Annotated in this window: 12 protein-coding genes; 3 read left to right on the forward strand and 9 right to left on the reverse strand. The window is 63.1% G+C overall.

What is annotated here, in order from left to right; genetic code table 11:
• Positions 1–26: 26 nt before the first annotated feature.
• The 7 genes from UNPA324_RS19665 to urtA form a co-directional block, all read right to left on the reverse strand.
• Positions 27–404, reverse strand: coding sequence for an FmdB family zinc ribbon protein (locus tag UNPA324_RS19665; protein ID WP_128922830.1), 378 nt, complete (start codon positions 402–404; stop codon positions 27–29).
• Positions 405–512: 108 nt separating this feature from the next.
• Positions 513–1742: a formamidase gene (gene fmdA, locus UNPA324_RS19670; RefSeq protein ID WP_128922829.1), complete on the reverse strand. Its 1230-nt coding sequence runs from the start codon at positions 1740–1742 to the stop codon at positions 513–515.
• A 27-nt stretch (positions 1743–1769) separates the two neighbouring features.
• Positions 1770–2459 (reverse strand): urea ABC transporter ATP-binding subunit UrtE, encoded by a 690-nt coding sequence (gene urtE, locus UNPA324_RS19675; protein ID WP_128922828.1) that lies wholly within the window; start codon positions 2457–2459, stop codon positions 1770–1772.
• Positions 2460–2470: 11 nt separating this feature from the next.
• Complete coding sequence (urtD, locus tag UNPA324_RS19680) at positions 2471–3226, reverse strand: urea ABC transporter ATP-binding protein UrtD (protein WP_141935514.1); 756 nt, start codon at positions 3224–3226, stop codon at positions 2471–2473.
• A gap of 10 nt (positions 3227–3236) precedes the next feature.
• A complete protein-coding gene (urtC, locus tag UNPA324_RS19685) occupies positions 3237–4379 on the reverse strand; it encodes an urea ABC transporter permease subunit UrtC (protein ID WP_181769449.1) in 1143 nt (380 codons plus the stop codon).
• Between the two features lie 17 nt (positions 4380–4396).
• Positions 4397–5323: an urea ABC transporter permease subunit UrtB gene (gene urtB, locus UNPA324_RS19690; protein WP_141935515.1), complete on the reverse strand. Its 927-nt coding sequence runs from the start codon at positions 5321–5323 to the stop codon at positions 4397–4399.
• Between the two features lie 134 nt (positions 5324–5457).
• Positions 5458–6717 (reverse strand): urea ABC transporter substrate-binding protein, encoded by a 1260-nt coding sequence (gene urtA, locus UNPA324_RS19695; protein WP_128922825.1) that lies wholly within the window; start codon positions 6715–6717, stop codon positions 5458–5460.
• A gap of 173 nt (positions 6718–6890) precedes the next feature.
• Here urtA and UNPA324_RS19700 point away from each other — a divergent pair, with 173 nt between their 5' ends.
• Together UNPA324_RS19700 and UNPA324_RS19705 are read left to right on the forward strand one after the other, a co-directional pair.
• Positions 6891–10262, forward strand: a complete 3372-nt coding sequence (locus tag UNPA324_RS19700; RefSeq protein ID WP_141935517.1) for a hybrid sensor histidine kinase/response regulator — start codon at positions 6891–6893, stop codon at positions 10260–10262.
• A complete protein-coding gene (locus UNPA324_RS19705) occupies positions 10246–11172 on the forward strand; it encodes a response regulator (protein WP_164936675.1) in 927 nt (308 codons plus the stop codon). Before UNPA324_RS19700 ends, UNPA324_RS19705 begins: the two co-directional genes overlap by 17 nt.
• Before the next feature lie 241 nt (positions 11173–11413).
• Here UNPA324_RS19705 and UNPA324_RS19710 read toward each other — a convergent pair whose 3' ends face one another.
• Together UNPA324_RS19710 and UNPA324_RS19715 are read right to left on the reverse strand one after the other, a co-directional pair.
• Entirely contained in the window at positions 11414–12916 is a 1503-nt protein-coding gene (locus UNPA324_RS19710; protein ID WP_141935519.1) for a flavin-containing monooxygenase, read from the reverse strand.
• 123 nt (positions 12917–13039) lie between these two features.
• On the reverse strand, positions 13040–13798 hold the full coding sequence (locus UNPA324_RS19715) for a S1 family peptidase (RefSeq protein WP_181769450.1): 759 nt from the start codon (positions 13796–13798) through the stop codon (positions 13040–13042).
• A gap of 104 nt (positions 13799–13902) precedes the next feature.
• Here UNPA324_RS19715 and UNPA324_RS19720 point away from each other — a divergent pair, with 104 nt between their 5' ends.
• The gene (locus UNPA324_RS19720) at positions 13903–14538 is read left to right on the forward strand and encodes an HAD-IA family hydrolase (RefSeq protein WP_164936673.1); all 636 of its coding nucleotides are present in this window, start codon (positions 13903–13905) and stop codon (positions 14536–14538) included.
• Positions 14539–14596: the final 58 nt, after the last annotated feature.

Consider the following 14596-nt stretch of genomic DNA (forward strand, 5'->3'; position numbering starts at 1 on the left):
TTGTTCGTTTGAGATCTTCGGGTGGGTTAGTGGCTGATCATCCAGGGCCGCGCCGTCGGAAAACCCTTGGCCCCGGTTCTGGACTTCGTCACCAGCCGCGCCGGCTTCTTCTTGTCCGACGAGCTTTTGTCCTTCACCGTCTTACCCGACGAGCAGCAGCCGCAGCCGGGGCCGTGCGCAGCCTTGTATTGCGCCAGCGTCTGCGGCGCATGCGAACTGCGCTCGTTGACGGCGTGCGCCTTGCGCCTGTCCGCCGGCATGCAGAAGAAGTTCGGCGCGGTCAGGATCACCCGCGGCGCCATGGTCTCGCAATGCGGACAGCTTTGCGGATCGTCGCATTCGGCCATCGGGCGCAGATCCTTGAAAGGTCCGCAGTCGTCACAGAGATATTCATAGACCGGCATCGCATCATCCCAAATGCATGTTCAACACAGCTCGCGGTTCCCGCTCACGCGGAGGCAGCCCCTCATCCGCCCCTCTCCCCGTACGAACGGGGAGAGGGAGCGCAGGCGTCATTTGTCCGGCGAGATCGGCATCTGGACGTCGCCGGTGATGTGCTTGATGGGTCCGGCCGCCGACGGCATCACGTCGAAGTCGAAGATCTCGGTCGGCAGCCACAGCGTGGCGCAGGCGTTGGGCACGTCGACCACGCCGGAGATGTGGCCCTGGCACGGCGCGGTGCCGAGGATCGAATAGGCCTGGGCGCCGGAATAGCCGAACTTCTTCAGATATTCGATGGCATTGAGGCAGGCCTGACGATAGGCGATGTGGACGTCGAGATAGTGCTGCTTGCCGGCCTCGTCCACCGAGATGCCTTCGAAGATCAGATAGTCCTTGTAGTTCGGCGTGATCGGCGACGGCTTGAAGATCGGGTTCTTGATACCGTATTTCGACATGCCGTCCTTGATCACTTCCACCTTCAAGTGCAGCCAGCCGGCCATCTCGATGGCGCCGCAGAAGGTGATCTCGCCGTCGCCCTGGCTGAAGTGCAGGTCGCCCATCGAAAGACCGGCGCCGGGCACATAGACCGGGAAGTAGATCTTCGAGCCGCGCGAGAGATCCTTGATGTCGCAATTGCCGCCATGCTCGCGCGGCGGCACGGTGCGCGCGCCTTCGGCGCCGATCTTGGCCTTGACGTCGCCCTTGGCGCGGCCGCCATGGGCGGTCGGCGCGAACGGCGGGTTGGCAAGCCCAGGCACACGGGTCGGGTTGGTCGAGATCAGCTCGGCCTCGCGCTTGTTCCAGGTCTCCAGCATCTTGGGATCGGGCAGACAGCCGATCAGGCCGGGATGGATAAGACCCGCGAAGTTCACGCCGGGCACGTGGCGCGACGAGGTGTAGAGGCCCTTGATGTCCCAGATCGACTTCTGCGCCAGCGGGAAATGGTCGGTGAGGAAGCCGCCGCCGTTCTGCTTGGAGAAGAAGCCGTTGAAGCCCCAGAGGCTCTCCTTCATCGGGCCGACGTCGAGCAGGTCGACCACCAGGAGGTCGCCGGGCTCGGCGCCCTTGACGCCGATCGGACCGGACAGGAAGTGCACGATCGACAGGTCGATGTCGCGCACGTCGTCGGCGGAATCGTTGTTCTTGATGAAGCCGCCGGTCCAATCATAGGTCTCGATGATGAAATCGTCGCCGGGATTGACCCAGGCCACGATCGGGATGTCGGGGTGCCAGCGGTTGTGCACCATGTCGTTTTCATAGGCCGACTTGGTGAGATCGACCTTGATCAGTGTCTCTGGCATCGAGATGCTCCCCTTTACTACGGTTGGTTAGACGGACAGATATTTCGAGACCTGCGCGGCATCGACGGCGTCGCGCGGATCGTCACGCACGATCTCGCCGTTCTCGATCACCAGCACCCGGTCGGCGATATCGAGCGCGAAGCTCAGGACCTGCTCGGACACCACGATCGAGAGCCCCTTCTCGTCGCGGATGCGCTTCAACGTGCGCGCCATCTCCTTGATGATCGAGGGCTGGATGCCTTCGGTCGGCTCATCCAGAAGCAAGACCTTCGGCTTGGTCGCGAGCGCACGCGCGATGGCGAGCTGCTGCTGCTGGCCGCCGGAAAGGTTGCCGCCGCGACGGCCTTTCATTTCCAGCAGCACCGGGAACAATTCGTAGATATCGCCCGGCACCTCGGAGCCACCGGAGACGACGAGGCCGGTTTCGATGTTCTCCTTCACCGTCATGGTGGAGAAGATCATGCGGCCCTGCGGGACGTAGGCGAGGCCCTTGGCGACGCGCTCAAAGCTCTTGAGGCTGCCGAGCTCGGTGCCGTCCATGGTCACCGAGCCGCTTTTGGCGGGCAGGATGCCCATCAGCGACTTCATCAGCGTGGTCTTGCCCATGCCGTTGCGGCCCATGATCGCCACGATCTCGTTCGGCGCGACCTTGACGTTGAGCCCGTGCAGCACCTCGCTCTGGCCGTAGGCGACGTGGAGATCGGAAATTGCCAGCATCAGTGCGCTCCTTAGTGGCCGAGGTATACTTCAACGACCTTGGGATCGTTCTTCACCTTCTCCATGGTCCCCTCGGAGAGGATCTGGCCCTGGTGCAGCACGGTGACCTTGTGCGCGATGTCCTCGACGAACTTCATGTCGTGCTCGATCACCAGCACCGAGCGGTTCTTGATGATGCGGTTGAGCAATTCGGCGGTCTTGGCGCGCTCGGACACGCTCATGCCGGCGACGGGCTCGTCGAGCATCAGGAGGTCCGGGTCCTGGATCAGCAGCATGCCGATCTCGAGCCACTGCTTCTGGCCGTGGCTGAGCTCGTCGGCATAGGTGTTGAGCTTGTCCTTGAGGAAGATCATCTCCGCGACCTCTCCGACCCGGTCCGTCACCGGCTGGTCGCGCTGAAAGGTCAGCGAGCCGAATACGGTGCGGCCGCGCGGGAACGAGATCTCGAGGTTCTCGAACACGGTGAGGTCCTCGAACACCGACGGCGTCTGGAATTTGCGCCCGACGCCGGTCTGCACGATCTCGTTCTCCCTCATCTTCGTGAGCTCCTTGCCACGAAACTGAATCGAGCCCGAGGTCGCCTTGGTCTTGCCGCAGATCAGGTCGAGCACGGTGGTCTTGCCGGCGCCGTTGGGACCGATGATGACGCGAATCTCGTTCTCCTCGACGTAGAAGGAGAGATCGTTGACCGCCTTGAACCCGTCGAACGAGACGGTGAGGCCGGAGACCGCGAGCAGGAAGTCCTTGGGCTGGTGTCCGATGAGCACGATGTCCTCCTCACTCTGCCGGCGCGCCGTCGGCGACCGAATTGTCGTTCCAGCCCGGCTTCGCCTTGCGCGAGGCGAACAGCCGATCGATGCGCGGCTGCACGTAGTCGGCCCAGAGCCCGGACAGACCATTCGGGAAGGCGAGCACGACCGCGATGAACAGAGCGCCGAGACCGAACAGCCAGAGTTGCGGGAAGGATTCCGACAGGCTGGTCTTGGCGAAATTCACCAGGATGGCGCCCCAAATCGCGCCGAAGATCGACATCCGCCCGCCGACCGCGGTGTAGATCACCATCTCGATCGACGGCACGATGCCGACGAAGGACGGCGACATGAAACCGACATTGAGCGCGAACATGGCACCGCCGATGGCGGCGAAGACCGCGGCCATGCAGAAGGCGAAGATCTTGAAATTGGCGACGCTGTAGCCGGAGAAGCGGACGCGGTCCTCCTGTTCGCGCATCGCCACGAGAATACGGCCGAGCTTGGTCAGGCGGATGAACTGCGCGATGCCGATGCAGGCGAACAGCAGCGCCACCTCGACGAAGTACAGGACGATCTTGGCGTGGTCGGGCCGAATGTCCCAACCCTTGAGCGTACGCAAATCGGTCATGCCGTTGATCCCGCCGGTATAGCCCTGTTGGCCGACGATCAGGATCGTCAGGATGGCGGCCACGGCCTGGGTGATGATCGCGAAATAGGTGCCGCCGACGCGGCGCTTGAACATTGCGGTGCCGATGATCAGGGCGAACAGGCCGGGGACCAGGATGATGGCGAGGATGGTGAAGGCGAGGCTGTGGAACGGCTGCCAGAACAGCGGCAGTGACGTGATCTGATTCCAGTCCATGAAGTCGGGGATGCCGGGCGTCGACTGGATCTTGGTGTTCTCGACGCTCGAGGCCTCGAGCTTGAGGAACATCGCCATGCAATAGCCGCCGAGGCCGAAGAACACGCCCTGCCCCAGGCTCAAGATGCCGCCATAGCCCCAGCACAGCACGAGGCCGAGTGCGACAAAGGCGTAGGTCAGGTATTTCGCGACCAGATTGAGGCGGAAGACGTCGAGCGTCAGCGGCAGGATCACGAACAGCACGGCCGCGAGAGCAATGAAACCCATGAGCTCGGATCGATTGAAGAAGCGTGAGGTGATGATCATGACTTGCCTGCTTCTCGTTATTTGCGAACCTTGAGGGCGAAGAGGCCCTGCGGCCGCAGCATCAGGATGCCGACGACAGCGAGCAGCGTGAGCACCTTGGCCATCGAGCCCGACATGAAGAATTCGAGCGTCGATTGCGCCTGCGAGATCGAGAACGCGGAGGCGATGGTGCCGAGCAGGCTGGCGGCGCCGCCGAACACGACGACCAGGAACGTATCGACGATGTAGAGCTGTCCCGACGTCGGCCCGGTCGAGCCGATCATGGTGAAGGCGCTGCCGGCGATTCCGGCGATGCCGCAACCGAGGCCGAAAGTGTAGCGGTCGACCTTCTCGGTATTGATGCCGACGGCGCCCGCCATGATGCGGTTCTGCACCACGGCACGCACCTGGCGGCCCCAGCGCGACATGTAGAGAACGTAGGCGACGGAGATGGTGATCAGTACGGTGAGGCACATCACGAAGACGCCGTTGATCGGCACTTCGATGCTGTCGGTGACGTGCAGCGAACCGAGCATCCATTGCGGCAGCTCGACGCCGACCTCGCGTGCGCCGAACACGGAGCGATAGGCCTGCTGCAGCATCAGGCTGAGGCCCCAGGTGGCGAGCAGCGTATCGAGCGGACGCTTGTACAGATGCCGTATCAGCGCCCATTCCACCAGCATGCCCAACGCACCTGACGCGACAAAGGCCAGGATCATCGCGAGAAAGAAGTAACCGCTGAACAGGCTCGGCAAATAGGCCTGGAAGAGATTGGAGGTCATCCAGGTGACGTAGGCTCCGAGGATCATGAACTCGCCATGGGCCATGTTGATGACGCCCATCTGGCCGAAGATGATGGCAAGCCCGAGCGCCATCAGGACGTAGACCGAGAACAGGATCAGCCCGGCAAAGCCCTGCATGACGAAGATGGAGCCGAGATCACCAAGCGAATAGTCGCCGAACATCGATGTCCTCCGTCAGGGATAAGGGTCCCGCGTCGCGATGCAGAGTCGCGACGCGGGGTCTTGAGGCTTGGACTTGCGATCCACGCCAGGGAGCGGCTTGCCTTTTCGGGAAACTGCGGCGGACGCCGCGGCTCTTATTGATAGCCCTTGGGGAACGGATCCGGCTCGACGAGATCGGCGGTCTCGTAGATCAGCTCGAACTGGCCATCGAGCTTGGCGCGCCCCACCCGGGTCTTCGACCAGAGGTGATGATTCTCGTGGATGCGCACGTAACCTTCCGGAGCCCCCTTGAACTCGACGCCCGGCGAGGCCGCCGCGATCTTGTCGACATCGAAGGAGCCGGCCTTCTCGACCGTCAATTTCCACAACCACGGGCCGAGATAGGCAGCCTGGGTGACGTCTCCGATGACGGTCTTCTCGCCCCACATCTTCTTGAACGCCGGCACGAAGGCCTTGTTGTTCGGATTGTCGAGCGACTGGAAGTACTTCATGCAGGCATAGGCGCCCGCAATGTTTTCGCCACCGATGCCATCGATTTCGTCTTCGGTCACCGAGATCGTCAGCAGCGCTTGCTTGGAAAGGTCGATGCCGGCGGCCTTGAGCTGCTTGTAGAAGGCGACGTTGGAGCCGCCGACGACGTCGGTGAAGATGACGTCGGGCTTGGTCAGCTTGATCTTGTTGATGACCGAGTTGAACTGGGTGTTGCCGAGCGGATAATACTCCTCGCCGACCACCTTGCCCTTCAGCACGTTCTCGACGTGCTTGCGCGCGATCTTGTTCGAGGTGCGGGGCCAGATGTAGTCGGAACCGATGAAGAAGAACGATTTTGCGCCCTTCTCCTTGGCGATCCAGTTCAGGCCGGCGAGGATCTGCTGGGTCGCTTCCTGGCCGGTGTAGATGACGTTCTTGGACTGCTCGAGGCCTTCATAGAAGGTCGGGTAGTAAAGCATACCGTTATACTGCTCGACGACCGGCAGCACCGCCTTGCGCGAGGCCGAGGTCCAGCAACCCATGATCGCTGCGACCTTGTCGTTGACCAAGAGCTTCTTGGCCTTTTCCGCAAAGGTCGGCCAATCGCTGGCGCCGTCTTCCTGGATGAACTTGATCTTGCGCCCGAGCACGCCGCCGGCGGCGTTGATCTGCTCGATGGCGAGCTTTTCAGCTTCGATCGAGCCGGTCTCGGAGATCGCCATGGTGCCGGTCGCCGAGTGCAGGATCCCGACCGTCACCTCGGTGTCGGTGACCGCGAGGCCCGTGGTGTTGACCGCCGAGGTCGCGGGAGCCTGGGCAAAAGACGCCCGCGGCAGCATCGTCATGGCCGGCACGGCGGCCATTCCCATCAATAATTTGCGCCGAAGCGGCGATAACAGGCCCTTGTTTGCTTCGTCCGACATGAGCACCCCACTTTTTTGTTCGAGAACACGCGATTGGTGCCGTGAGGATGGCTCGGATCTGGGCGGCAAAAGCATACGCAAGATCGCGTATACTGTACCGCAAAATGCCGACGTAGGCTTTTGGTACGGAATTTGCGAGGGGCTCCGGGTCCGTATCGGGAGTGGGGTAGAGCGTGGCAGGGCGGCAGCGAATAGACCGCGTCAGGCGCCAGTACAACCAGTGGGTCGCCAACCAGACGTTGGAAGACTACGCGCTGCGCTTCACGGCCAAGAGCGCGCGCCGCTGGTCCGCCGCCAGGGTCGCCAACACTGCGCTGGGCGCGATCTCGTTCCTGGCGATGGAGGCGATCGGCGGCACCATCACCCTGAACTATGGCGTCACCAACGCGACCGCCGCCATCCTCGTGGTCTCTCTCATCATCTTCTGCTGTGGTGTGCCGATCGCCTATTATGCCGCCAAATGCGGCATCGACATCGACCTGCTCACGCGCGGCGCCGGCTTCGGCTACATCGGCTCGACTGTCACCTCGCTGATTTACGCGTCCTTCACCTTCATCTTCTTTGCGATCGAAGCCGTGATCCTGGCGTCCGCGCTCGAGATGTGCTTCGGAATTCCGCGGCCGGTCGGCTATCTCATCAGCGCCGTCGTGATCATCCCGCTGGTGGCTTACGGCATCACGTTGATCAGCCGCTTCCAATTGTGGACGCAGCCGCTGTGGATCGTGCTCCACATCATTCCGTTCGCGGCGATCGCCTGGCACAACCCGCACTCCTTCACGGAATGGCGCAAGTTCGCGGGTGAGCACGGCGATCTCAACGGGCAGTTCGATCTGCTGCTGTTCGGGGTTGCGGCCTCGGTGGTGTTTTCGCTGGTGGCGCAGATCGGCGAGCAGGTCGACTTCCTGCGATTCTTGCCGCGCGACCGCCGCGCGTCCAGGGCCTCCTGGTGGTTGGCGCTGATGAGCGCAGGGCCGGGCTGGATCGTGCTTGGTGCGCTGAAACTCCTGGCGGGCTCATTCCTCGCCTTCTTCGCGCTCAGCCATGGCGTGCCGCCCGAGGAGGCGGCCGAGCCGGCGCATATGTATCTCGAAGCGTTCCGCTACGTGCTGTCGCAGCCCGATCTTGCGCTGGCCTTGACCGGCACGTTCGTGATCCTGTCGCAGGTCAAGATCAACGTCACCAACGCCTATGCCGGCTCGATCGCCTGGTCGAACTTTTTCTCGCGCCTGACCCACAGCCATCCCGGCCGCGTGGTGTGGCTGGTCTTCAACGTCATCGTGGCGCTGCTGTTGATGGAGATTGGCGTCTACAAGGCCCTGGAGCAGACGCTGGCTCTGTATTCGAACGTCGCGATCGCCTGGGTCGGCGCGCTGGTCGCCGATCTCGTCGTCAACAAGCCGCTTGGATTGCGGCCACAGCAGATCGAATTCAAGCGCGCGCATCTCTACGACGTCAATCCGGTCGGCGTGGGCGCGATGACGATCGCAACCATCGTCTCCATCAGTGCCTTTTACGGTCTGTTCGGGCCTACCGCGAAGGCGTTGTCGGCCTTCATAGCGCTCGCGGCTGCCTTCATCACCGCACCGTTGATTGCCTGGGCCACAGGCGGCAAGTACTACATCGCACGCAAGCCGAAGCGAAGCTGGCAGAACATCGAGTCGATCCAGTGCTGTATCTGCGAACACGCGTTCGAGCCGGAGGACATGGCCTCCTGCCCCGCTTACGCGGGGCCGATCTGCTCCCTGTGCTGTTCGCTGGACGCCCGCTGCCACGATCTCTGCAAGCCGCACGCGCGGATCCAGGCGCAAGTGTCGGAGACGCTGGGCAAGCTGATGCCGCAGCCGATCTACGCGCGGATCAACTCGCAGCTCGGCCACTATGTCGGCGTGTTCGTGGTCTCCGCGGGCCTCGTCGCGCTGGTGCTCGGACTGATTTATCTGCAGACATCGGCGAGCGTGCATGGCGAGACCACGCTCGTCTCCGAGGTGCTCTGGAAAGTGTTCTTCTCGCTCAGCATCATCATCGGCGTGGTGGCCTGGCTGTTCGTGCTGGCGCAGCAGAGCCGCCGCGCGGCTGAAGCCGAGACGCGCCGGCAGACCACGCTGCTGATCCAGGAGATCGACGCCCACAGGCGCACCGACGCCGAGCTTCAGCGCGCCAAGGAAGTCGCCGAATCCGCCAACCTCGCCAAAAGCCGGTACGTGGTGGGCCTGAGCCACGAGCTGCGTTCGCCGCTGAATGCGATCAGCGGCTATGCCCAGCTGCTGGAGCAGGATGCGACGCTGAGCATCAAGCCGCGCGACCAGGTCCGCGTCGTCCGCCGCAGCGCCGACCACCTCTCCGGCCTGATCGACGGCATTCTGGACATCTCCAAGATCGAGGCAGGGCGACTGTATCTGTCGCGCGACGAGGTGCGCCTCGGCGAATTCCTCGACCAACTCGTCGGCATGTTCCGCCTGCAGGCCGCCGCCAAGGGCATCGACTTCGTGTTCCGGCGGCCTCCACACCTGCCGCTCGTGGTCTATGCCGACGAGAAGCGGCTGCGCCAGGTGCTGATCAACCTGCTCTCCAACGCGATCAAGTTCACCCAGACCGGCAGCGTGCAGTTCGTCGTGCACTATCGCAGCCCCGTCGCCGAGTTCGAAGTGATCGACACCGGCCCAGGCATCCAGGGCGACGACCTCGAGCGCATCTTCGCGCCCTTTGAGCGCGGCGCGCTCGGCGTCTCGCAGCCGCAGACCGGCACCGGACTCGGCTTGACCATCAGCCGCCTGCTGGCCGGGGTGATGGGCGGCGATATCAAGGTGACGAGCACGGTCGGCACCGGCTCGGCCTTCAAGGTCAAGATCCTGCTCTCCGAGGTCACAAATCCGCAGCGCATCGCGCCGATTGAGGCCCCGGTCTCCGGCTATCACGGCGCGCGCAAAACCATCCTCATCACCGACGACGATCCGGTTCATCGCGACCTCCTGCGCGAGGTGCTGACGCCGCTCGGTTTCATCCTGCTCAGCGCTCCCGACGGTCCCGGCTGCCTCGCGCTGGCGCAGCATTGCCGGCCCGATTTGTTCCTGCTCGACATCTCGATGCCGGCCATGGACGGCTGGGCCGTGGCGGAGGCCTTGCGCGCGAGCGGCCACCGCCAGGCGCGCATCCTGATGGTATCGGCGAGCGCGCTGGAAGCCCACGGCACGCCGCTGGCACAGCCGTTCCACGACGGCTACCTGATGAAGCCGATCGACATTCCCCGGCTCCTGGAGACGATCCGCCAGCTGCTAAAAGTCGAATGGCAATACGGCTCGGACGAGATCGCGGTGTCGTTCTGGCGTCCCGAAAGTGGATCAACGCCGCCGGCGCGGCACATCGAGGCGCTGATCGGGCTCGGCCAGATCGGCTACGTCAAGGGCATTCAGTTGAAGCTGGACGAGATCGGCAGCGAGCATCCGGAGCACGCCGACTTCGTCGCGCAGATGCGGTCGCTGGTCGATCGCTTCGATCTCGAGCAATACATGGCCACATTGAAGACATTGCATGCGCATGAGCATTGAGCCGAAGAAGCGCGACGTCGCGCTCGTTGTCGATGACTCTCCGGAGACGCTGCGGCTGCTGACCGACGCGCTCGATGGCGCCGGCATGACGGTGATGGTGGCGCTCGATGGCGCAGCCGCGATACGCATCATCGACCAGATCACGCCCGACATCGTGCTGCTCGATGCCGTGATGCCCGGCATCGACGGCTTCGAGACCTGCCGCCGGCTCAAGCGCGATGCGGACCTTGCCAATGTCCCTGTGATCTTCATGACCGGCCTTGCCGAAACCGAGCACATCGTGCGCGGGCTCGAGGCCGGCGGCGTCGACTACGTGACCAAGCCGATCGCGATCGAGGAGATGCTGGCGCGCATTCGCGTCCATCTCGGCAATGCCCGGCTGACACAGAGTGCGCGCGCCGCGCTCGACGTCTCTGGCCGCTTCCTGTTCGCGGTCAACCGCCAGGGCAATTTGCTCTGGGCGACGCCGCAGGCGCAGAAGCTGATGTCCGACCATCAAGGCGCACAGGCCGACGACTTCGTCCTGTCGCCAACGCTGCTGCAATGGCTGGAGCAGGCCAAGGCCAAGGGTAGCTCGAAATCTCAGGCGACCTCGTTACCAGACAATCCGCAGCTCCGGCTCTATTATATGGGCGAAACGGCGCCGAACGAGTTTCTGCTGCGGCTCTCCAGAGAGTCCGGCACCGCGCTCCCGCCCGAATTCACCAGCGAGCTCGGCCTCACCACCCGCGAGGGCGAGGTGCTCGCCTGGCTCAGCAAGGGCAAGACCAACCGGGACATCGCGCAGATCCTGGGCCTCAGCCCGCGCACGGTCGACAAGCATCTCGAGCAGATCTATGCCAAGCTCGGCGTGGAGAACCGGACGGCAGCCGCGGCGATTGCCACGAATGCAACGCGAAGGAATTCGTGAGCTGCTGGAGATGAGTTGGCGCGCCGCTGACCCAACAACCGCTGTCGTCCCGGACAAGCGAAGCGCAGATCCGGGACCCATAACCACAGGGAGACGTTTGGCGAAGGCTCGGAGTGACCCGCTCGCTCCATAACCACGCCCTGTAATTATGGGTCCCGGGTTCGCTACGCGCCCCGGGACGACAGCGGAGTGTGTGGTGAGTGCCGCCGCCCCTCACGCGATCCCTCGCCAAGGACCACCCTCACCCGTAGACAAACGCCTTGTCATCCAGATCCGTCTTCGGGATCTCGTCCTTCTCGGTCCAGTAATCCTGGCTGTGCTGCCATTCCGGCTTGTCGCCGCGCTTGGGCAACAGGTCCATGTTGCGCATCATGTAGCCGGGATTGAAGTTTTCCGGATCGATCCAGGGCAGGATCGGCATGTTGTGTTCTTCGGGGCGCAGTTTCACCTCGACCTTCTTGGCGCCCTTGGCCTTCATGTGGCCAAGCAGCCGGCAGACGAAATCGGCGACGAGGTCGACGCGGAGCGTCCAGCTGGCGCGGAAATAGCCGAACACCCAGACCATGTTCGGAACGCCCGTGAACATCATGCCGCGATAGGTGACGGTGTCGCCGAAGGCGAGCGGCTTGCCGTCGATCTCGAAGGCGATGTCGCCAAGCGCGGCGAGATTGAAGCCGGTTGCGGTCACGATGACATCGGCCTCGAGCAGCTTGCCCGATTTCAGCTGGATGCCGTTCTCGACGAAGCATTCGATCTCGTCGGTGACGACAGAAGCCTTGCCGCTGGCAATGCCCTTGAACAGGTCGGCATCCGGCACAAAGGCGATGCGCTGCCGCCACGGCCGGTAGGTCGGCGTGAAGTGCGTCTCGACATCGTAGTCGGGACCGAGCACCGCGCTGATCTGGCCGATCAGGTCCTTCTTCACCTGCTCGGGCTTGGACACGCAGAGCTTCGTGAAGGCATCCTGCTCGAACAGGATCTTGCGCCGCACGATCTCGTGGATCCACTCCTCGTCGACCTGAAGCCGGCGCAGCTCCTCCGCGATCTCGATGGCGTTGCGGCCGAGCCGGAAATAGGTCGGCGAGCGCTGCAACATGGTGACATGCGCGCATTTGTCCGCGATGTTCGGCACCAGCGTCGCTGCCGTCGCGCCCGAGCCGATCACGACGACCTTCTTGTTGGTGAGATCGATATCATCAGGCCAGGTCTGGGGATGGACGATGCGCCCCTTGAAGCGGTCCATGCCCTTCCATTCCGGCGTGTAGCCTTCCGAATGGCGGTAATAGCCCTGACACATCCAGAGGAAGTTTGCGGTGAACGTCTTAGGCTCCCCGGTGTCGGTCGTCACCGCCTCGATGGTCCAGAGATTCTGCTCGCTCGACCAGCTCGCGGAATTGATCCTGTGCTTGTAGCGGATGTGTCTTGCGATATCGTTGTCGTCGATCACCTCTTTCATATAGGAGAGGATCTCCTCGGCGGTCGCAATCGGCGGGCCGACCCACGGCTTGAAACTGTAGCCGAAGGTATGGAGGTCGCTGTCGGAGCGAATGCCGGGATAACGATGTGTGCTCCAGGTGCCGCCGAACGTTTCCTGCGTCTCGAGGATGACGTAGCTCGTGCCTGGCAACTGCTTCTGGACGTGATAGGCGCTGCCGATGCCGGAGATGCCGGCGCCGACGATCAGCACGTCGAAATGTTCGGAAGCTTGCTTGGTAGCGGTGTGACCGCGAACAGCGACATTCATTGTTGCTTCTATGCCTTGGTTGTTTTGTGGTCACCCTTGACGGGCGACGCGTTTCCTCCGCGGCCGACATGATCACCCGCCGCGCTTCCGCTTCAAAATGACATAGATCAAGTCGCGGTCAAATCACAGCGCCGCACCCCAGCTCCGCGCGGTCTGCAAGATCCAATCGCGGTACAGCGTGAGCGGCGTGACGCCGGTCAATCCGCCGCAACCGGCGGCGCCGTTCGGCCCCGTGGACCAGCTGACGAGGCCGACGAGAACGGCACCATTCGGCTTATCTTCGAGCACAGGACCGCCGGAATCGCCCGTGCAAGCACCGATTCCCTCGCGAACCCCGTTGGTTAAGGGATCGACCAGCCGGATCTGGAGCGTGCCGGGCTGGCCGGTGGCAACGAGCGCGGCGACACGCGTCGTGCCGCCGCTCTTGCCGTCACCGCGGACCGTGACGCCAATGCCGGCGATGACGAAGCGGCTGCCGACCTGGATTGGGATCGTCGGCATGCCGATCGTCACCGTGGATTTTCCCTTGAGTGGAATTTCCAGTTGCAGCAATGCCACGTCGGCGGTGGCACGGTGCGACTGCATCGCCTGCATGTTGAAGTTCGGATGGATCGCGACCGCGCGGACATTCAGCAATTGCGGCGTGCCGTCGGCTCCGCGATCGACGATCTTGTAGTCCGCGCCGGGCTGCACGCAGTGCGCGACCGTCAGGACCACGCGCGGTGCAATCAGGCTGCCCGTGCAGAAATTGCCTCGCGAGCCGACGATGGTGACGACGGCGCGCGCGACACCATCGGCCTGCGGCGTGCCGCCGCCGACGATGGCATGAGCTGGCCCGACTATCAGCAGCGCAGCTATGACGAGAGTTGCAAGCTTCTTCATGGGAACATGCTTCGGCATCGGTGACCGCGGGAGATTGCTTCGGACTGGCCCTTGCCGATAGCGCATGCTAGCCGTCTTGGAAAGGAATTGACGAGGGCAGGATAGTGGCGATCGAGGCTGTGATCTTTGATTTTGGCGGCGTGCTGACGAGCTCGCCGTTCGAGGCGTTCGCGCGGTTCGAGACGGCGCGCGGCCTGCCCGTCGATATCATCCGGCGCACCAACGCCGCCAACCATCTGGAAAACGCCTGGGCCAGGTTCGAGCGCGCCGAGGTCGATATCGAGACGTTCGATCGTCTGTTTGCCGAGGAATCGCTGGCACTCGGCGCTGAGGTGCGCGGCCGCGAGGTGCTGCCGCTGCTGCAGGGCGACCTCCGCCCCGAGATGGTCGAGGCCTTGAAGCGCATCAAGGCGCAATTCAAGACCGGCTGCATTACCAACAATCTGCCGGCCAATGCCATTGGCAGCATGACGGGGCGATCGCTTTATATCGCCGAGGTCATGGTGCTGTTCGATCACGTGATCGAATCCGCCAAGATCGGCCTGCGCAAGCCTGACCCGCGCATCTACAAGATGATGGTGGAGACGCTGAAGGTCGATCCGGACAACTGCGTCTATCTCGACGATCTCGGCGTCAATCTGAAGCCCGCGCGCGAGATGGGCATGACCACGATCAAGGTGACCAGTGGCGCGCAGGCGATCGCCGAGCTTGAAAAGGCGACAGGCCTGAAGCTGGGGTAGTCGTTCCTCGTCATTGCAAGCGAACCGAAGCAATCCAGAATCCCGCCACGGCGACAGT

Origin of the sequence: Bradyrhizobium sp. UNPA324 (assembly GCF_006658635.1) — a bacterium.
In the GTDB taxonomy this organism is placed as follows: Bacteria; Pseudomonadota; Alphaproteobacteria; order Rhizobiales; family Xanthobacteraceae; genus Bradyrhizobium; species Bradyrhizobium nanningense.